We start from the raw sequence: 19,957 nt of genomic DNA, 5'->3' as shown, positions 1-19,957 counted from the left end.
CGGAGCGCCATTCCTGCCGCGATTTTGAGATTCTATTCCAAAAGCGGAGCATTGAATGAACGTGGTAGATGTGATGGGGCTTTCCAAGAGCTTCGGTGCCAGGAAAATCCTGGATGACGTGACCTTCGCCATCGGCGAGGACGACCGGGTGGGCATCATCGGCGCCAACGGTGCCGGGAAATCGACCTTGTTCGGGATCCTCTCCGGGATGGAGGATCGCGACGGGGGCTCCATCGTCATGAAGCGCGGCGCCTCGGTGGGGTACCTCTGCCAGGACCCGGTTCTGGACGAAGAGTCGACGGTGGCGCGCGAAATCGAGGGGGGGCTGCGCGAAATCCGCAGCGCCATGGCCGCGTTCAACGAGATCTCGGAGAAACTCGCCGGCAACCCGCCGGACGTGGACCGGCTGCTGGCGCGCCAGGGCGAGCTTTCGGTCTGGATCGAGCACCACGGCGGCTGGAATACCGACCACCGCGTCGCCGAGATGATGACCCATCTCAACCTCCCCGATCCGAACCAGAAGATCGGCACCCTCTCCGGCGGGACCAAGCGCCGGGTCGCCCTGGCGCGGCTCCTGCTCGAGGCGCCCGAACTTCTCCTGCTCGACGAGCCGACCAACCACCTCGATGCCGACACGACCCAATGGCTTCAGGAGCACCTCAAGCGCTATCCCGGCGCCGTCATGCTGATCACCCACGACCGCTACTTCCTGGACGAGGTGGTGACGCGCATGCTGGAACTGGAGGACGGGGCGATGACCTCGTACCAGGGGGGATACACGCTGTACCTGGAGCAGCGGGAGGAACGGCTGATGGGGGAGGCCCGGAGCCGTTCCCGGCTCCTCAACCTGCTCCGCAACGAAACCGCCTGGATCCGGCGCGGCGCCAAGGCGCGTTCCACCAAGCAGAAGGCCCGTATCGACCGCTACCAGGACCTCAAGGAGGAGTGCGACGTCTCGGTGCAGCGGAACCTTTCCCTCGGATTCAACACCGAAGAGGGGCTCGGGGGGACCATCCTGGAACTCAAGGCGGTGGCCAAGGCATACGACAAGACGCTCCTGACGCCGCTTTCCTTCGGCATGAAACGGGGGGACCGGATCGGCATCATCGGTCCCAACGGCTGCGGCAAGACGACCCTGATCCGGATGATCATGGGGGAGGCAGAGCCGGACCAGGGCGAGATCGTGGTCGGCAAGAAGACCCGCATTTCGTACTTCGACCAGTTGCGCGAGGTGATCGATCCCTCCGAGACCATCTACGACTTTCTCGGGGAAGGGGACTACGTGACCTGCGCCGGACAGAAGCGGCACAAGATGGGGTACCTGGAGGAGTTCCTGTTCGCCCCGGAAGACCGGCGGCGCCCGATCGGAACGCTTTCCGGCGGCGAGAAGAGCCGCCTGATCCTGGCCCGGCTCATGCTGCAGGATGCCAACCTCCTGGTGCTGGACGAGCCCACCAACGACCTGGACATTCCGACCCTGCAGCTTCTGGATGCATCGCTCGCCTCGTTTCCCGGCTGCGTGCTGATGGTCACCCACGACCGTTTCTTCCTGGACAAGGTCGCCACCGGCATCCTCGCCTTCGAAGGGGGTGGGAAAGCCATCTTCTACGAAGGGAATTACACGAGCTACCGGGAGCGCAAAGAGGCGCTGAAAGCGGAGGCCGCCGAAGCCAAGCCCGAGAAACGGGAGGCTGCGGCGAAAACGGAGCGGCCCAGGAAGGGGCTGAATTACGCAGAGAAGATAGAGCTGGAGCGCCTGGAAGGGGAGATCGAGGTGAAAGAGCGGGAGCTTGCCGAGGTCGAGGCGATGCTGGCCGACCCGGCATCGTACGGGTCGGTAGATGGCGGCATCGCGGCCATCTCCGCGAGGTACAGCACGCTCGAGGCCGCGCTTGCGTCGGACTACCAGCGCTGGGAAGAGCTTGAGACCAAAAAGGCGCAGTGAATTAACGTTGAGCAGAGGGTAAGCATGGCAAGGGGAGCTGGAGTTATTTCCAGGCTCCCCTTTTCGTTTTCCGGGGCGGTCGCAGACAGTCCGCCGTACCCGGAATCTGACTGATGGAAGAAATACAATGGCATATTAAGCAAGTAATAATGAACATTCTTCTTTTTATGAATCGGGAAGTTACGTACTGTATACAATTAAGGTAATGAAAAAGTAATGGGAAAGTAATTTTTTACTAAAGTCTGCGCCGTAACTGACGATAATGACACCAATACTACCTTCTGAGAGATTCACTGTCACATGGAGATGAATTAGAGTCACAAAAGTGTGACAACAGCATCATAATGAAGGGAAATTTAATACTGCAAGAGCTGGACGGGTAGGAGATGGAAAGGTCGTAAATCCGGTTTGATGCCTGAGAAGCCATAACCTGAGGAGATGGTTGCCATGTACTGCATTCTGCTGATGAGACTGAATAAGTGCAGAGCCTTGTTGCTGCTGCCGTTTCTCGTCCTGCAGATATTGGTCGGCGTCTCCGGAAACCATCAGCACGTCGCCAACTCCTACTACGACCGGCACGATCCCCGTCACAGCTTCACCACGGTAAATCTCGCCCGGATTAAGAAGGCGCAGACCGCCCACCAGGCAGCGCAGGAGGTCAGCCCGCTCATCGCCTTGGCGACCGTTCTTGTGCGGCCGCACTCCGCGTCCCAGCCGCTTCGCCCCATCTTACCCTCGACTCCGTCGATGCCATCTCCCCAGTACCTCGACGACCACCCCGACCGCGCACCACCAGCCTGATCCCCTTCCACCCGCTGCCGCTTTCATTTCGCTGACATTTCCGGTCTGCACCGGTCCCGCTCGTCCTGCGCGCTTAAAGCGCCCCGGCAGTTATTGCCGCGGGTAACGTCACCGTTGCGCCCGCAGTCCCAAATCAACCAAAGAGGGAGGAAAAAGTTCAAAAGGTCAGCAGTATCAGGGTAGTACAGCACGCATCAATCAATCAAAGGAGAAAGAGATGAGAAGTGATCATGCTCGAAAACTCATTACCTACTCGGCCCTTTGTTTCCTACTGCTGCTTCAGGCAGCGCTCTTCGGTTGCTCCGGCGACAACGGCACCAATGCCAACGCCTTCGGCTCCGTCAGCGGCAAGGTGGTGGATACCTACGGCAACAACGTAGCCGGCGCCACGGTCTCGACCACCGTCGGCGGCGATCCGGCCAGCGCGACCACCGACGCCTCCGGGGCCTATACCCTGTCGCTGCCGGCGGGCGCCCGCACCCTTTCCTTTGCCGCCAGCGGCTACAACAGCTATGCCCAGTCCTATGAATGCGTACCGGGCAAGGCGTCGACCCTCAACGTCACGCTGAACCCGACCGGCGCGGCGGCGGTCATGGCGAGCCGGACCGATACCACGAGCCCGGTGGTTCCCGGGACCCAGATTGCGCTCAAGGCGAAGGTGCTGACCTTCGATCCCGCCCTGGCCGGCCAGACCCCGACCTACACCTGGAGCGTGGTTTCCGGTCCGGCGGTCGCCATCGACAATGCCAACTCCGCCACCCCGACGGTCACCCTGGCCAACTCGGCGGCCTTCAAGAAGTACCTGGTCGAACTTTCCACCCCGCTCTACAAGCCGAATGCGGACGAGCCGCCGGTCAACGTGGACCGCTACCAGATCGTTCCCTTCTCCTACGAGCAGGCGAGCACCCAGGGGAACACCACCACGCTGAAGGTAACCGCCACCATCGGCGGGAAGTCCTATACCTCCAACGTAGCCGTGGCCGCCAAACTTCCGGCCGTCCCGTCCAACGGGCTGACCAACGTCCCGGTCAACCAGCCGGTCGTGCTCCAGGGGCAGTTCCCCTTCAAGAACGCGGACGGCTCCTACATGTTCACCCCGTATACCTCCTGGAACTGGTCGGTCACCGGCCCCAGCGGCGCGGTTACCGTGAACGACGCCACCACCGCTTATCCCGATTTCACCCCGACCGCCCCGGGGACCTACTCCGTCTACGAGACCGTCAATGGCGGCAGCAGCCCGGTCCTGACCGTCTATGCCGGTACTTACGTCGGCATGATGACCGGCGTTGCCACTCCCGACCCGGCGTGCAACGGCTGCCACAACGACAAGATGACCACCTGGCTGCAGACCGGCCACAAGGACGTCCTCTATGCCGGTATCCGTGAGCCGCTCCCGGACGGCCACTACGCCATGACCTGCACCCCCTGCCACACCGTCGGCCAGGGCGCCCGCGGCTCCAACGGCTTCGTCGACGCCGCCGCCGCCGAAGGACTGACCAGCTTTGCCAGCCTGCAGGGGAACAACAACGCTGAAAGCGCCTTCTGGGCGAGCAACCCGCAGTCGGCCCGTCTGGCCGGGGTCCAGTGCGAAAACTGCCATGGCCCGCAGGCCAACAGCGGTCAGCACCAGGTCACCTCCGACCCGGACAACATCTCGCTTAACTCCCGGATCAGCTTCTCCGCCAACGTCTGCGCGACCTGCCACGCCAGGGCGCCCAAGCACGGCCGCTTCTCGCAGTGGAAATCCAGCGGGCACGCTTCGATGGCGACCACGACCTTCAACTCCAACGCGGACGGGACCCTCGCCAACAGCTGCGCCTGCTGCCACTCCGCTCAGGGCTTCCGGGCTTACCTGAAGATCCTGCCGACCGCGAACGGCAACCGCAGCCTCACCGCGCTCCCCGCCAGCCTGCGGCTGAGCAACGCGGAACCGATCACCTGTGCCGCCTGCCACGATTCCCACAACGAAGGGAAATCCCAGGGCGGAGCCAACACCTACAACGACGTCAACTTCGCCAACCTCGCCAGCGTCGGCCCCGACAGCGGCAGCACCTACATGCTCCCCTCCGGCTTCGCCGCCAACGGCGTAGGCAAGGGCGCCCTCTGCATCGCCTGCCACAACAGCCGCCAGGGCTACTCCTCCGGTCCGTACCTCCACGAGGACGGCGACTTCAAATTCGGCACGCTGGCGAGCTACGGCGCGCCGCACGAGGCCTGCCAGGGCGACGTGCTCATGGGGCGTAACGCCTACTGGATGGGGACCACCCGCTACAACAGCGCCCAGACCCGTTCCAAGCACTCCTACATCGCCGATACCTGCGTGACCTGCCACATGGAGCTGACCACCCTGAACCTGTCGCTTTCCGAGGCCGGCCAGACCCGTCACGACTTCAAGGCGACCACCGACGTCTGCAACAAGTGCCACACCGCCTACAGCGCCGAAGCGGTCCAGACCACCTTCGACGCGAAGCTGCTCGCGGTGAAGCGGCAGATCGGCACCGCCATCCTGCAGGTCAAGCAGAACACGACCGCCCCGACCGGGTCCGCCGTCCTCGTCGCCAACCGCTCCGGCATGGTCGACGTCACCAGCGGTGGCGTCACCCGCCGTTGGTTCATCAACGACAAGGCGAACCAGGACGCCTTCCTGGAAGACCCGAACAACGGCAACGCCCTGGTCCAGGGGTGCGTCGCCAACACGGACGGCACCGCCAACTGCACCGGCTACCTCTCCGGCGCCCTGTCCGTGACCTTCAACGCCAACGCGGCCGTGACCGCCACCGGCGTGAACGGCATCCTCGCCAAGGCCCTTTGGAACACCGTCCTGGTGCAGGACGACGCCAGCCGCGGGGTGCACAACCCGGCCTTCGCCTTTGAAGTCCTCGACAACACCTACGCTCACGTAGGGACCTGGACTCCGTAACCTTTCACCTGAAACCCGGCGGGCCGGCAACGGCCCGCCGGCCTACGGGGCCCGAGGCCTCAAACTCACAAAGAAGGATCGATCATGCGATGCGAATCTCGTGGCGTAATCGCCACTTTGCTGCTCACCTGCCTGCTGGCCGGCTGCCAGGAGGCCAAGAAAGCGCCGGCCCAAGGGAATGCCGAGGGCGTGAAGGTGCTCGCCAAGGTCAACGGGGTCCCCATCACCGACCAGGACGTGGCCTTCCGGATCAGCAAGACCCACGGTATGGCGGGGGAGGACGTCTCCCGGACCCTCGACGACGTCATCAAGGAAGAGCTTTTGTACCAGAAGGGGATGCAACTCGGGCTCGGCAACGACCCGGGCTACCGTACCCAGATCGAAAAGCTGGAACGGCAGCTGGCCAACCTGAAGCGGATCGAGATGACGCGCCGGGTCTTCAATACCCAGATCACCTCCAAGATCGACGTAACCTCGCAGGAGGTGAAGGCCTACTACGACCGCAACGCGGAGAAGGTGGGCACCGAGCTGCACCTGGGCATGGTGACCTTCACCACCCGGCAGGCGGCCGAGGAAGCGCTGCAAAAGGTTCGCTCCGGAGCGAGCTTCGAGACGGTGGCGAGCACCGTTCCGCTTCCCGGGGCGCACAGCGCTCCGATTGCGGCCAAACCTTGGGACATCGGGTACACCGCCTGGGACCAGATCCCCTTCGACTTCGTGGACGCGGTCTACCGGTTGCGCCCGGGCGAGGTGAGCGGAGTGCTCTCCATGAAGGAGACCGGGTTCTACCTCTTCAAAAGGTACGAGGCCCGCAAGAATGCCCACAGCGACCTGGAAAGCGTAGCGGGGACCATCCGCAATCGGCTACGGGAACAGAAGGTCGCGGAGGCTTACCGCCAATTCGAGGAACAGCTCAAGCGCGAGGCAAAAATAGAGAAGTTGTAGAGAGGAGGCCATCTTGAATAGCCATCACTCGTGTAGGTCGCTGCGTGCGGCCGCCGGCCGGGTTCTTGCCTGGGCCGGAGGTCTTGCCGCCGGCGCCCTCCTGATTTCATTTCCCGCGGGAGCCTGGGCGGCTCCGGAGGTTTCGGCGGAGTCGACCACCATCCTGCGCCTGGGGAACACCGATTTCCCCGGCAGCAAGGACCTTTACCCCCTGTACGAGTACCTGCATCTCTCCCTCACCGGCGCCGAAACGAAGGGGAATTCTCTGTCGCTGTACTTCGGCGGCTGGGGGAGGGGGGATCTGGGCGACAAGTCGTTCAACGACCGCTACACGGACGGCGACCTGCAGTACGGCTTCCTGAGCTACCGCTGGGGGCGCAACAACGCCGTCGCCAACGCCGGGAGGCAGTTCGTCACCGAAGGGGTGGCGACGCAGCGGCTGGACGGCCTCTACCTGCGCAGCGACCTCGGGGCCGGCTTTGCCGCCGCGGCATTCGTCGGTTCCCCGGTGAACACCGAGCCCAACGTCAAGGCCGACGACTTCGTCTTCGGCGGGCGGGTCACCCACAGCGCAGCGAAGTACTACACCCTGGGCGTGAGTGCCCTGCGCTCCAATGCCGGGAGCACGCGCTACCGGGAAGAGGAAGGGGTGGATCTGTGGCTCAGCCCGGTGCGCCAGTTGGACGTGACCGGACGTTCCTCCTACAACTCGGTCACCGAGGGGTGGATGGAACACGCCTATACCATGTCGTTGCGCCCCACCGACAAGTTGCAGCTTTTCGCCGATCTCCGGCAGGTCAACTACCGCGACTTCTTCTACCGCGTGACCACCACGGCGCTGACCTTCCAGGACCGGCTCATCGACCCTGGCGAGCGCGATCTGGCGCTGGGGGGCGGAATCGGCTTCACCCCCGTGAAGGGGGTCACCCTGACGGCCGACTACCGCCACCACGACTACGAGATCGCCCGCGAGGCGCACTATTACGGCGGCAAGGTCGCCCTTTCCTTTCCGGAGAAGTTCGCCGCCGGCGGATCGGTGCACCGGATGGACGGGGGGAGCGACCCGCTGCGGTACCTGGAGTACCGCGTCTATGCCTCCAAGTCGTTCGGACCGGCGGATCTCACCCTCGATTTCATCGACGTGAACTACGACAGCACGCTGAGCACCAACAACGTCCGGAACGTCTTCGTGGTGACCGCCGCGGGGGCCTACCGCGTCACCCGCAGCGTGACCCTCGCCGCGGACGTCGACTACTCGAAGAACCCCGACTTCGACAACGAGGTGAAAGGGATGCTGAAGGCGGTGGTCAGCTTCGACGCCGCTTTGGAAGGGAGGGGAAAGAGTGAAAAATAGCAAGCTGCTCATCTTACTGGCTGCCCTGGCGACCGCGGGGAGCCTCGTTGCCTGCGCCGGCACCACGACGGTGGCGCGGGTCCACCCGGAAGCGGTGACCGGCATGCCGGACTGCACCGAGTGCCATCAGGACTCCTGGGGCGCCTTCAACCACAAGGCCCCCGACTTCATGCTGAAGCACAAGGTCTTCGCGAACTCCCGGCAGGCCTGTGCGTCGTGCCACGCGGAGGCGTTCTGCGCCGACTGTCACGCCCACAAGGAAGAGATCAAGCCGAGCGACAAGTACAAGGACGCTCCGGAGCGCTTCCTGCCGCACCGCGGCGACTATCTGGCCCAGCACAAGATCGACGGCCGGGTCGATCCCGCTTCCTGCGTCGCGTGCCACGGAAGGCAAAACAATGAGGGGTGCAAACGATGCCACAGATAATACGAGCATTGCTGGCAGTTCTTCTCTTGGCGCCGGTGGCGGTGCTCACGGGGTGCGGCGATCGCAACTCCCAGGCGGACCTCGATCCGGCTACCGGAAAGCATGCCCCGGGGTGGCTCCCGGGCGGGCACACCGTCGCGGCCCAGGACCACGGTGCCAGTTGCACCGAGTGTCACGGTGAGGACCTGGGGGGCGGCATTTCCCGGGTTGCCTGCACCAACTGCCACCTCGGGAGCGAGCGCCAGATCCACCCGGCGCAGTGGGGGGCCTATGCCTATGCCCTGCACAGCCAATTCGTCAAACAAAACGGGACGGCGAGCTGCGCCGTCGCCTCGTGCCACGGCACCGATCTCAACGGTGTCTCCGGCAGCGGACCTTCGTGCTCCAGCTGTCATCTTGGCGGCCCGACTTCGGCCCATCCCCAAGCCTGGAACAGCGACATCGTCTCGCTCCATGCCGGTTACGGCGCCAACTACCAATCCAGCGCCTGCGCCACGGCGGTATGCCACGGGACCGATCTCAAGGGGGTCTTCTTAAGCGGGCCGGCGTGCAACAGCTGTCATAACAACTTCCAGTAGGTTCCCAGCGGTAGCCGGGTCACCCCCTCCGGGCGGGTAAAACGAAAAAAGCCCCTTCAACAAGGGGCTTTTTTCGTTGCGTTCCTACGGTATCGAGGGGCGGCGCGCCGTCCCGTCACCCTTTGACGCAGATCGCGTACTTCAGGTAGCGCCCTTCCGGGAAGGTGACCGGGTAGGGGAAATCTTCCGGCTGTCCGCCCAGAGAGATCACCTGCAGCGAGCTTTCCGCCTGCAGCGCCCCGCGGCGCAGCTCCTTCAGGTACTCGGCCACGTCGACCTTCTGGTGGTTGGAGGAGGTGATCAAGAGCCCGCCTGCCTTGAGGAGCTTCACTGCCGCGGCGACCAGGTCCGAAGTCCCCCCGCGGGTGGTGAAGCGGCTTTTCGCGGTGGTCGAGAAGGAAGGCGGGTCCATCAGGATGATGTCGTAGCTTTTCCGCTGCCGCCCCATCTCCTCCAGGACCGCAAAGCAGTCGCCGTTGAGGAATTCGTGCCGCTTGGCGTCCAGCTTATTGGCGCGGAAATTGGCGCGGGCGATCTCCATGTAGGAAGGGGAGGCATCCACGCTGGTGACGAGACTCGCTCCGGCCGCCGCCGCGGCGACGGAGAACGCCCCAGTATAGGAAAACAGGTTCAAAAAGCGCTTCCCCTTGACCCGATTCATGAGGTCGCGCCGGTTTTTGCGCTGATCCAGGAACAGCCCGGTATTAAGTCCCCGCTCCAGACTTACCTCGAAGTCCAGGCCGTTTTCCCGCACGATGAGCGGATCGGGCGCCGGGCGTCCGGTCAAGAGCCGCCCGTACTTCTTGGAGTCGCTCTCGGCCTCCAGCTCCCTCGTTTTTTGCGGCCGCCCCTTCTCGTAGATCCCGACCGGGGAAAGGAGCTCGTCCAGCGCCTGCGTCACGAGTTTCAGATGACGTTTCCATCCGTTGCAATAGATCTGGACCATCAGGAAGTCGCCGTAGCGATCCACGGTCAGCCCGGGAAGACCGTCACCCTCGGCGTTCACCAGCCGATAGGCGTTGGAGTCCGCCAGATCGGCATGGTCGTTTCTCAGGGCGATCGCCCGCTCCAGCCTTTTCTTGAGCCAGTTCCGGTCGAGCTGCACCCGTTCGCGGGAAAGCACCCGCGCCACGATGCGCTCCTTCGGATCGAGAAGCGCCGTGGCGAGAAAGCGCCCGGAGGCATCGGTTAAATCTACCAGCTCGCCCGCTTCGCCGGCCGGCCAGCGCTTGGTATAGGCATCGGCGATGATCCAGGGATGCCCCAGTTCGATCATCCGTACCGATTCGGAACCTACGATACATGCTTTGGGCATGGTTGATATCCTCGAACGGCAAACCCGCAGCCCCCTTCTCAAAAGGGGGAGTCAGGACTGCCGTAAATAGTATGTTCTTGCGACTGATTACTGCACCGTGAGTCTGCGCACTGACTACTGATCCAGCGCTTCTTTCGCCAGCTTCAGGGTGATTTTCCGTTTGGTTGCGATCGCGAGGCGGTTGATTCCTTCCAGCGCATACAAAAGCGAAGGAATGTCCCGCCGCACCCGCAAAAGCATCTGGTCCACCACCTCGTCGGACAGCAGCATGTGCCGGTCCTCGGCGAGCTTTTTCAGGATCATCCGGCGCGACTCGTCGTCGGAGACGTCCATCCCCGCGACCAGTCCCCACAAAAGGCGGCTGGTCAGGTGCCCGTCCAGGTGCGGCAGCTCCTTGGGATGCATGAGACCCGCCATCACGATCTTTTTCCCCGCGGTATAGAAGCGGTTGAAAAGCTCCCACAGCTCGACGCGGAAATCCTGCCGGTCCGGGAGGAGGTGGAGGTCGTCGAGGACCAGGGCGGTGGCGTCGCCGACCCTTTCCGCCAGGGACATCGATCCTTCGGTGGCAACGTCCGCGGCGTAGAGTTCCTTCGCGTCCCGGAAGGAGAAGTAGTTCGCCCCGATCCGGTCGCAGATGGCGGTGAGGAGGTGGGTTTTTCCGCACCCTTCCGGCCCGTAAATGTAAAGGAGGTTCTCCGTTCCGTCTTCGGACGCAAGTCGGGTGGCGAAGTGGTAGGCGGTGCGGTTCCCGCCGCAGACGACGAAGTTTTCAAAGCTGTAGCGGGATACTACGGGAAAGTCGAAGATGAGTTGCATGGGATGGCGTCCGCTGGGCTCAGAAGAGCCTGCCCTGGGGCGGTTCCGGCGCGATCCTGTTGAAGTGCCGGTAAGCGGCAGGGGTGGCCACGCGGCCGCGCGGGGTGCGGTTGAGAAAGCCGTTTTGGATCAGGAAGGGTTCGTAGACGTCCTCGATGGTGTCGCTCTCCTCGCTGATCGCCGCGGCGATGGTGTCGAGGCCGACCGGGCCGCCGCCGAACTTGTCGATGATGGTCAAAAGGATCATCCGGTCCATGTGGTCGAAACCCATTTCGTCGATTTCCAAAAGGGAAAGCGCCTCGTCGGCGACCTTCTGGGTGATGATGCCATCGGCGCGCACCTGGGCGAAATCCCGGACCCGGCGCAGCAGGCGGTTCGCGATCCTGGGGGTTCCGCGGCTGCGGCGGGCGAGTTCCATCGCCCCGTTCTCCTCGATCTCCATCCCGAGGATGCGGGCCGAGCGGGTGACGATGAAGGCGAGCTCTTCGTGGGAATAGAACTCCAGGCGCGAGATGACGCCGAAGCGGTCGCGCAGCGGAGAGGAAAGCAGGCCGGCGCGGGTGGTGGCGCCCACCAGGGTGAACTTGGGGAGGTCGAGCTTGATGGTGCGGGCGCTGGGGCCTTGGCCGATGATGATGTCGAGCTGGAAGTCCTCCATCGCCGGATAGAGGATCTCTTCCACCACGTGGGAGAGCCGGTGGATCTCGTCGATGAAGAGGACGTCGTGCTGCTCCAGGTTGGTGAGGATGGCGGCGAGGTCGCCGGGGCGTTCGATGACCGGCCCGGAGGTCGACTTGATGTTCACCCCCATCTCGCAGGCGATGATGTTGGCGAGGGTCGTCTTGCCGAGGCCCGGGGGGCCGTAGAGCAGGACGTGGTCCAGCGCCTCGCTGCGGCCGCGGGCCGCGTCGATGAACAGCCCGAGGTTGCCTTTCGCTTTTTCCTGGCCGACGTAATCCTTCAGGGCGCGGGGGCGCAGGCTGGCTTCAAAGAGATCCTCATCCGTTTTTTCCGGGGCGATGGTGCGGGTCATACTTCTCCGTAATGCAGCTCTCAAATCCAAAGAGTGAGCCACGTTATAACAGTTGGGGACAAAGGTCAAGCAGGGAGGGAAGGGGGGATTTCTCCGCCTTCGGAAAGGCGTTTCCTGGGGTCGTGCAGGGGCGGCGCGCCGTGCCCAGGCGGGCCGCTGGCGAGGAGAGGGTGGCCGCCCTCCGGCATGGTGATGCCGAGGTTACGGTTCGGGAATTTCCAGGTCTCGACAGATCTTTCGGGCGAGAAAGTCATCGATCTCGCGGGGGGCGGGGAACGGTGGAGACACGTCTTTTCGTGGGGTTCAGATAGATGGTGTGGTTGGCACCCTCGCGGAGGAGTACACCATTGGTTCTGCTCAAGGTGTCGGATGAGCTTTTTCCGGTTCACGGCGCTATTTCGATTTGAATAGGTTCGCGAATGACGTCTTGTCCGACGACCTCCTCCTGTGCGAGAGCTCTGTTTGCTTCGATGATGAGCGCCGCAGCTTCGGCAAGATTCGACCTTACCTCTTCAATCGTTGCGCCCTGGGAATTGGCACCTGGAAGCTCTTCGATGAAGCCGATATAGCCGTGGACGACCTTTTTGTAGATGGCAGTCAGGTAGATGCTCATAATTGCTCCCCTTTTTTCAGACACCCCATTATACAAGGGTCTCTTTGCGCTGTCCAAGTCCACGGTCGCAGGGCGGGGCGATGCTGCTTACTTCATCAGGATTTTGAGTGCTTGCTTGAGGGCGGCCTCGACGGTGGTCTCTTTGGCGAAGGAAATTTCTGCCACGGCCTTCTGAACCACGGACTCCTTGTAGCCGAGGTTGATGAGTGCGGAGACGACGTCGTCGCGCATCACGTCGTCGCTCGGCGCCGGGGCGGCGGCCTGCTCGGACGGGGCGATGGAGAGCTTCTTCACCTTTTCCTTGAGTTCCAGGACCAGGCGCTCGGCAGTCTTCTTGCCGATACCGGGGATGGCGGAGAGGCGGGCGATGTCGCCGCGGACCAGCGATTGGGAGAGTTCCTCCGGGGCGCTGTTGGAGAGGATGCTGTTGGCGAGCTTGGGGCCCACCCCGGAAACGCCGATCAGGAGCTGGAACAGTTCCTTCTCCTCGGGGGTGGTGAAGCCATAGAGGTTGATGGCGTCTTCCTTGACGGAGGTGTAGATCTGCAGCGAGACCGTTGTTCCTTCGGCGGGGAGGACGTAGTAGGTCGAGAAGGGGATCTGGACCCGGTATCCGACGCCGTTGACGTCGACGATGATGTAATCGGGAGACTTGTGGGCGAGCTTTCCGGTGAGAAGGGCGATCATAAGACCTCGGTTCAACGTTCAACGTTCTACGTTCAACGTTAGTTAAGGACCGCTGGGTTTTAGCGTTGAACGTTAGTTAAGGACCGCTGGGTTTTAGCGTTGAACGTTGAACATTGAACCTAGAACGGCCTTTAGATTAGCTGAATGCGCATGGCAGACGGCGACGGCCAGGGCGTCGGAGGCGTCTTCCTGGGCGACTTCGGGAAGGTTCAGGAGCGCCTTGATCATCTGCTGCACCTGGGTCTTTTCGGCGCGGCCGGTGCCGACGACGGCCTGCTTGACCTGGAGCGCGGTGTATTCGAAGACCGGCAGTCCCACGCTTACCGCCGCGACGATCGCGGCGCCGCGCGCCTGGCCCAGCTTAAGCGCACTCTGCGCGTTCTTGGCAAGAAAGACGTTTTCCACGGCAATCGCCTGGGGGCGGAACTCGGCGATGATGTCGGACAGGCCGCGGTAGATCTTGTCCAGGCGCTGCGGGAAGTCCTTTGCGCTCTGGGTGAAGATCGCTCCGTTGTCGATGTGGATCAACCGGTTGCCCTGCTTGGAGATGATGCCGTAACCGGTGATCCGGGAGCCGGGGTCGATGCCGAGAATTACCATGGTGCCTCGTTTTACCCCCTCTCCCTTCGGGAGAGGGCTGGGGTGAGGGAAGCATCCACGCAGATTGCAGCTACCCTCACCCGGCCTTCGGCCATCCTCTCCCGAAAAGAGAGGGTATAACCGGCAGGTGTTAAAAAAGAAAGCGCGGAGGGGCGGAAGCTGGGTTGCTGACTTCCGCGCCTCCGCGCCGGTGCCTCTAAGCCGACTGTCGCACGGTGCCGCGCGACGCTCGGTACTGATTACATCATCTTCTCCATCTCGTCTTCGGAGATGTCGAAGTTTGCGTAGACGTTCTGGACGTCGTCGTTGTCTTCCATGCGGTCCATCAGGCGCAGCATCTGCTCGGCCTGCTTCCCTTCGAGCTTCACCATGGTCTGCGGAATCATGGTGACCTCGGCGGACTCGGCCTTGAAGCCGGCCGCTTCGAGGGCGGTTTTAACGTCGTTGAAAGAGGAGGGCTCGGTCTGGACTTCGATCTGGTCCCCTTCGTCGGTGACGTCATCGGCGCCGGCTTCGATCGCGGCTTCAAAGAGCTTGTCGAAATCGGTCCCTTCCGGGAAAACGAGGAGCCCTCTCTGGTTGAAGAGCCAGGAGACGCAGCCGGTCTCGCCCATGTTGCCGTTGCACTTGCTGAAGATGCTGCGAACGTCGGAGACGGTGCGGTTGCGGTTGTCGGTCATGACCTCGACCAGGACCGCGGTGCCGCCGGGGCCGTACCCCTCGTAGGTGATCTCCTCGTAGTTGACCCCTTCCAGACCGCCGACCCCTTTCTTGATGGCGCGCTCGACGTTGTCCTTGGGCATGTTCTCTGCTTTTGCTTTATCGATAGCCGTCCTCAAACGGGGGTTGCCGTCCGGGTCCCCTCCGCCCAGTTTGGCGGCGACGGTGATCTCTTTGATGAGCTTGGTGAATACCTTGCCGCGCTTGGCGTCAGCGGCGCCCTTCTTGTGCTTAATGGTGCTCCATTTATTATGACCTGACATAGATCCATCCTTTCAACGGGTCGTGATTGTTGCTACAAAAATGCCGAATACTATCACGGCCAAAAGAGTATTGTAAAGTCAGAAAATGACAGCTAAACTATGCCGAATTCCAACACCGCGAACGTTCCATTCCTGGGAGGATCAATGATAAAAAGTAGTTACCGACTTTTGCGGGTCATCCTGCCCCTGACGCTGCTGGGCGCGCTGCTTCTGGCCGGCGGCTGTGCCACCACCAAGACCTATACCGGCGATCTCCCGCCGATCCTGGCCCAGGACGAGCTGCTGCGTCCTTACCAGAAGGTGGCGGACCTGGAAGTCCGGCGCGAGCGGATGGGCGCTCCCTCCGACATCTCACCGGAAGACTACGCCTGGGGGTACGACGCGCTGCGCCGCGAGGCCGCCCGCATCGGAGCCGACGCGGTGATGTTCCCCCAGCTGTCGGTGGAGACCGAGCATTACATCCTGTTCCCCTCCAGCGAAATGAAGGCCAAAGGGGTGGCGATCAAGTTCCGGTAGGCGAGCACACGTAAACCGGGGCTAGGGGCTGGGGACTGGGGGCTAGGGAAAGGTATTTCGCCAGGCCACTCTCCTGGCCCCTTTCCGTTCCTGGCCGATGCATTAAAATCCATAGCCCCTGGATCTGAACTCGGCCCCTCGCCGTTAGCCGTTTATAACGTCTTTATAAGAATTACGTTGATAATTGCCCCGCATTTCTGCGATAGTGTGCGTCCGTATACACAATCGCAGGAGGCGGGGCTTTTTCGTGTCGCAGCTCCAACTCCCTCCGTTGGGGTGAGGGAAGGCTCGTGCGTGGACCAGTTCTCTCGTTGTGATGCGTGCAGCGGCCCCCCATCCTCACCCTGTCCGTTGCAAGCCGTGCTTGCGCACGCACCCCCTGAAGGAGAGGGGACGCTGGGGCGAGAGTGTTGGTCAATCGGTTAAGAAAAAGGATGGAATGATATCAAACCATAGGAGGTTGATCGATGAAGGCTGTATTGCTGGATGGTTTCGGTGGGCTGGATGTTTTGAAGGTAGGCGAAGTGGAGCGTCCTTCTCCCAAGGAGAACGAGGTTCTGGTGCGGGTGCATGCCACCTCGATCAACCGCCCGGACCTGGTGCAGCGCGAAGGGAAATATCCCCCCCCGCCGGGTGATTCGGAAATTCTCGGCCTCGAGGTGGCCGGTGTCATCGAAGAGGTCGGCTCGGCAGTGACCGGCTGGCAGAAGGGCGACCGTGTCATGTCGCTGGTCGGCGGGGGCGGCTACGCCGAGTACGCCGTGGCCTACGCGAACCACCTGATGAAGATCCCCGAGTCGATGAGCTTCGAGGAAGCGGCCTGCGTCTGCGAATCCTACATCACCGCGTTTTTGAACGTCTTCATGATCGGCGGGCTGCAGGACGGTCAGACCGCTATCCTGCACGGTGGCGGCGGCGGGGTCAACACCGCGGCGATCCAGCTCTGCAAGGCGCTTACCCCGAACACCAAGCTGATCGTCACCGCTTCTCCGGAGAAGATGGACCGCGTGAAGGAGCTGGGTGCGGACCTGGTGATCAACTTCAAGGAGACCCCGGACTTCAGCGAGGCCGTCAAGGAGTTCACCAACAAGAAAGGGGTCGACGTGATCCTGGATCACGTGGGGGCGAAGTACCTGGCACCCAACATGAACTCCCTCGGTTACAAGGGGCGGCTGGTCATCATCGGCGTCATTTCCGGCATCAAGGCCGAGCTGAACCTGGCCCTCATGATGGTCAAGCGGCAGCAGATCATCGGCAGCGTGCTCCGCTCCCGTCCGGTTTCCGAGAAGGGCGAGATCGTGGCCGAGTTCACCAGACGCGCCCTCCCCAAGTTCGCCGACCGTACCATCGTCCCGATCATCGAGAAGTCGTTCACCCTCGACCAGGTGGTCGATGCCCATGGCATGATGGAAGCCGACAAGCACTTCGGCAAGATCGTCATGACGATGTAACGGCAGGGGCTAGGGGCTGGGGACGAGGGGCTAGGGAAATCCTCGATCTTCTCACTCCTCAATCCCAAGCTCCAGCTGGGGAACGATCAGTTGAATAAAGAAAAGGGCGCCTCCAATTACATGGAAGGCGCCCTTTTTATTTTCTCTTCGCGAAACTAAGGGCCTTGTTTCCCAGCCCCCGGCTCCAGTCCCGCCGCTACAGGGTCAGTGCGACCTGTCCGTTGCAGAGCTTCTCCCTTTCCGCATTCACATCGTCGGCTTCCAGGTACTCGTCGAAGCTCATGACCCGGTCGATGGTACCACCCGGGGTGATCTCGATGATCCGGTTCGCCACGGTGGATACGAACTCGTGGTCGTGCGAGGTGAAAAGCACCACCTCCGGGTAGGCGATCAGCCCGTTGTTGAGGGCGGTGATCGACTCCAGGTCGAGGTGGTTGGTCGGCTCGTCGAAGATCAGCGCGTTCGCGCCGGTGAGCATCATCCGGGACAGCATGCAGCGAACCCGCTCGCCTCCGGAAAGGACCTTCGTCTTCTTGGTCGCCTCGTCGCCGGAGAAGAGCATCCGCCCCAGGAAGCCGCGCGCGAAGCTTTCCCCCTCGGTCGGCGGGGAGTACTGGAGCAGCCACTCGATCAGGTTGTAGTCGTTCTTGAAGTAGTCGCCGTTTTCTTTGGGGAAGTAGGCGGTGGTGATGGTAATTCCCCAGCGGAAGGTTCCCGCGTCCGGCTCCAGTTCTCCTGCCAGGATCTGGAAAAGGGTGGTCTTCGCCAGCGAGTTACCGCCCACGAAGGCGATCTTGTCCCCTTTGCGCATGATCAGGTCGAAGTCCTTCAGCACCTGGACCCCGTCCACCGTCTTGCAGAGCCCCTGCACTTCCAGGATCACGTCGCCGCAGGGGCGTTCCGGCTTGAAAACGATCCACGGGTACTTGCGGGAAGAGACCGGCATCTCCTCGACGGTGAGCTTTTCCAGAAGCTTCTTGCGCGAGGTCGCCTGGCGCGCCTTGGATGCGTTGGAGCTGAAGCGCTGGATGAATTCCTTCAGTTCGGCGGCCTTGTCCGCCACCTTCCGGTTTTCGTCCTGGCGCTGCTTCACATTGAGCTGGCTCGCCTGGTACCAGAAATCGTAGTTGCCGACGTAGACCTGGATGCGGCTGAAATCGATGTCGGCGATGTGGGTGCAGACCTGGTTCAGGAAGTGACGGTCGTGGGAGACGACGATCACCGTGTTCTGGAACCGGTAGAGGAAATCCTCCAGCCAGGTGATCGATTTCAGGTCCAGGTGGTTGGTCGGCTCGTCGAGGAGCAGGACGTCCGGGTTGCCGAAGAGCGCCTGGGCGAGCAGGACGCGGACCTTGTCGCCCCCTTCGAGCTCCTTCATCTGCATGCTGCGCATCTCTTCCGGAATCCCGAGCCCGTTCAGCAGGACCGCCGCCTCGGATTCGGCCTCGTAGCCGTTCATCTCGGCGAACTCCGCCTCGAGCTCGGCGGAACGGATCCCGTCTTCCTCGCTGAATTCCGCCTTGGAGTAGATCGCCTCGCGCTCCGCCATGATCTCGTAGAGCTTCTTGTGCCCCATGATGACGGTGTTGAAGACGGTGTGTTCGTCAAAGGCGAACTGGTCCTGCTTGAGGACCGCGATCCGTTCGCGGGGCCCGACGTTGATCTCCCCCTTGTCCGGGTCGATCTCGCCGGCGAGGATCTTGAGGAAGGTCGATTTCCCGGCGCCGTTGGCGCCGATGAGACCGTAGCAGTTCCCCGGGGTGAACTTTATGTTGACGTCCTTGAAGAGAACCCTCTTGCCGTAGCCGAGGGTGACGTTTGATGCGCTGATCATGAAGCTGCTCCTGTGCGAAAAAAATGAAAAAACCACAGGGCGCGGCCTGTGGTTTCCGAAGAACTACTCTGTATAGCATGTTTAGCGATCCCGCGGCAACCGTTAAGTTGCTTGCGGCGGTCGCGGCTCTTCGCTCAGGGGGGACTCGAACTTGCCAGCATGCCGCGCCCCTATGGATAAAGCGGCAACCCCGGTGCTCCTTTGAAGACCCGCGAACCGCCGCAGGCGGCGACGACTGGTTGGATTTATTCGCGCCTGGAAAGGCGCTCCCACAGGGTAGGTGCTCCTTTGAAGACCCGTGTACACCTTTGACAAGCAATCTTGACGCCGCTCGGACGGTGTGCGATCTGCCTTTTGCCGTATTGGTCTCTTCTCTGCCGTGTTGCCCCCCCCGTGCCGTTTTGGGGGGCTTCCCAAACAACTTTGCCGTCTTCGGTGCGTTTGGGGAACCCCCTCAGACAACATTGCCGCCTTTTTTTACGTTTTGGGAGTCTTCTAAAACATTTTGCCTTCGTCTTTTCGTGTTGGCCGCGACCTTGCGGATTTTTGCCGCCTTGTTTTCTTTTTTATAGCGACATAATGGCAGGTTGCCCTCTTGTTAAACTTTTTGCCGCGACCTCGTGCAATTTTGCCGCCTTCCCAATCTTTTTAGAGCGACCTCGCGGATTATTCCCGCCTCGAAAACATTTTTGCCTCGACAAAATGCATTTCTGTCCTCTTTCCAGCATTTTTGTCGCGACCTCACGCAATTCTCGCCTATCCCATGCCCGTTTGCCGCAGCCTCAGACATTCTTCTCCGGTCATAAATGTTTCGAAGGGTACCTCGAACATTTTTGCCGGGTACGGATGACGCGGCGGGCCGGTAAAATCCCCCGCCCTCCTGTGGGAGCGCCATTTCTGGCGCGAACCGCCGCAGGCGGCGACGACTGGTTCGATTATTCACGCCTGGAAAGGCGCTCCCACAGGGTAGGAAGCTGCTGGCTCTTGACGATGCGAGCCTGCCTCGAGCAGCGCTTCCTCTCCCTCCCCCTCGTCCAGCACTCAAGCCTCTTTTGAACAGGGGGAACCCTCCGTTTTGTTTACAAAAAGTAGTTTTATTTCGTTTGGGCTTATGGCAAGGTGAGGTCTTGCCGATA

17 protein-coding genes are annotated in these 19,957 nt (G+C 61.8%); 9 read left to right on the top strand and 8 right to left on the bottom strand.

Annotated features, from left to right (window positions below):
• Window positions 1–55: 55 nt before the first annotated feature.
• From JFN93_RS19650 to JFN93_RS19620, 7 genes are all read left to right on the top strand, one after another.
• A complete protein-coding gene (locus tag JFN93_RS19650) occupies window positions 56–1,945 on the top strand; it encodes an ABC-F family ATP-binding cassette domain-containing protein (RefSeq protein WP_199385843.1) in 1,890 nt (629 codons plus the stop codon).
• A 447-nt stretch (window positions 1,946–2,392) separates the two neighbouring features.
• Window positions 2,393–2,746 (top strand): hypothetical protein, encoded by a 354-nt coding sequence (locus JFN93_RS19645; RefSeq protein WP_199385842.1) that lies wholly within the window; start codon window positions 2,393–2,395, stop codon window positions 2,744–2,746.
• A gap of 217 nt (window positions 2,747–2,963) precedes the next feature.
• Window positions 2,964–5,666, top strand: a complete 2,703-nt coding sequence (locus JFN93_RS19640) for a carboxypeptidase-like regulatory domain-containing protein (protein WP_199385841.1) — start codon at window positions 2,964–2,966, stop codon at window positions 5,664–5,666.
• An 84-nt stretch (window positions 5,667–5,750) separates the two neighbouring features.
• A complete protein-coding gene (locus JFN93_RS19635) occupies window positions 5,751–6,611 on the top strand; it encodes a peptidylprolyl isomerase (protein WP_199385840.1) in 861 nt (286 codons plus the stop codon).
• Between the two features lie 13 nt (window positions 6,612–6,624).
• On the top strand, window positions 6,625–7,965 hold the full coding sequence (locus JFN93_RS19630; protein WP_199385839.1) for a hypothetical protein: 1,341 nt from the start codon (window positions 6,625–6,627) through the stop codon (window positions 7,963–7,965).
• Window positions 7,955–8,392 carry a cytochrome C gene (locus tag JFN93_RS19625; protein WP_328754391.1) on the top strand — a complete coding sequence of 146 codons (438 nt, stop codon included), beginning with the start codon at window positions 7,955–7,957 and terminating at the stop codon, window positions 8,390–8,392. The genes JFN93_RS19630 and JFN93_RS19625 overlap by 11 nt, the downstream gene beginning before the upstream one ends.
• Window positions 8,380–8,970, top strand: a complete 591-nt coding sequence (locus JFN93_RS19620) for a hypothetical protein (RefSeq protein WP_199385838.1) — start codon at window positions 8,380–8,382, stop codon at window positions 8,968–8,970. Before JFN93_RS19625 ends, JFN93_RS19620 begins: the two co-directional genes overlap by 13 nt.
• 115 nt (window positions 8,971–9,085) lie before the next feature.
• Here the strand turns inward: JFN93_RS19620 and JFN93_RS19615 are convergent, their stop codons facing one another.
• The 7 genes from JFN93_RS19615 to JFN93_RS19585 all read right to left on the bottom strand — a co-directional run bounded on the left by JFN93_RS19615 (window position 9,086) and on the right by JFN93_RS19585 (window position 15,020).
• The gene (locus JFN93_RS19615; RefSeq protein WP_199385837.1) at window positions 9,086–10,285 is read right to left on the bottom strand and encodes a class I SAM-dependent rRNA methyltransferase; all 1,200 of its coding nucleotides are present in this window, start codon (window positions 10,283–10,285) and stop codon (window positions 9,086–9,088) included.
• Window positions 10,286–10,399: 114 nt separating this feature from the next.
• Complete coding sequence (locus JFN93_RS19610) at window positions 10,400–11,104, bottom strand: DnaA/Hda family protein (RefSeq protein WP_199385836.1); 705 nt, start codon at window positions 11,102–11,104, stop codon at window positions 10,400–10,402.
• A 19-nt stretch (window positions 11,105–11,123) separates the two neighbouring features.
• On the bottom strand, window positions 11,124–12,137 hold the full coding sequence (gene ruvB / locus JFN93_RS19605; protein WP_199385835.1) for a Holliday junction branch migration DNA helicase RuvB: 1,014 nt from the start codon (window positions 12,135–12,137) through the stop codon (window positions 11,124–11,126).
• A 385-nt stretch (window positions 12,138–12,522) separates the two neighbouring features.
• Window positions 12,523–12,750 (bottom strand): type II toxin-antitoxin system HicB family antitoxin, encoded by a 228-nt coding sequence (locus JFN93_RS19600; protein ID WP_199385834.1) that lies wholly within the window; start codon window positions 12,748–12,750, stop codon window positions 12,523–12,525.
• A gap of 87 nt (window positions 12,751–12,837) precedes the next feature.
• A complete protein-coding gene (ruvA, locus tag JFN93_RS19595; protein WP_199385833.1) occupies window positions 12,838–13,437 on the bottom strand; it encodes a Holliday junction branch migration protein RuvA in 600 nt (199 codons plus the stop codon).
• A gap of 93 nt (window positions 13,438–13,530) precedes the next feature.
• Entirely contained in the window at window positions 13,531–14,037 is a 507-nt protein-coding gene (ruvC, locus tag JFN93_RS19590) for a crossover junction endodeoxyribonuclease RuvC (RefSeq protein ID WP_199385832.1), read from the bottom strand.
• A gap of 239 nt (window positions 14,038–14,276) precedes the next feature.
• Complete coding sequence (locus tag JFN93_RS19585) at window positions 14,277–15,020, bottom strand: YebC/PmpR family DNA-binding transcriptional regulator (protein ID WP_199385831.1); 744 nt, start codon at window positions 15,018–15,020, stop codon at window positions 14,277–14,279.
• 144 nt (window positions 15,021–15,164) lie between these two features.
• Here JFN93_RS19585 and JFN93_RS19580 point away from each other — a divergent pair, with 144 nt between their 5' ends.
• Together JFN93_RS19580 and JFN93_RS19575 are read left to right on the top strand one after the other, a co-directional pair.
• Window positions 15,165–15,536 (top strand): beta/alpha barrel domain-containing protein, encoded by a 372-nt coding sequence (locus JFN93_RS19580; RefSeq protein WP_199385830.1) that lies wholly within the window; start codon window positions 15,165–15,167, stop codon window positions 15,534–15,536.
• A 467-nt stretch (window positions 15,537–16,003) separates the two neighbouring features.
• Window positions 16,004–16,987, top strand: coding sequence for an NAD(P)H-quinone oxidoreductase (locus JFN93_RS19575; RefSeq protein WP_199385829.1), 984 nt, complete (start codon window positions 16,004–16,006; stop codon window positions 16,985–16,987).
• Between the two features lie 196 nt (window positions 16,988–17,183).
• On the opposite strand, the gene JFN93_RS19570 is transcribed toward JFN93_RS19575, so the two are convergent.
• Window positions 17,184–18,821, bottom strand: coding sequence for an ABC-F family ATP-binding cassette domain-containing protein (locus JFN93_RS19570; protein WP_199385828.1), 1,638 nt, complete (start codon window positions 18,819–18,821; stop codon window positions 17,184–17,186).
• Window positions 18,822–19,957 lie beyond the last annotated feature (1,136 nt).

Origin of the sequence: Geomesophilobacter sediminis (genome assembly GCF_016458275.1) — a bacterium.
GTDB lineage: Bacteria > Desulfobacterota > Desulfuromonadia > Geobacterales > Geobacteraceae > Geomesophilobacter > Geomesophilobacter sediminis.
This window is presented reverse-complemented; position numbering and strand designations above follow the sequence as displayed.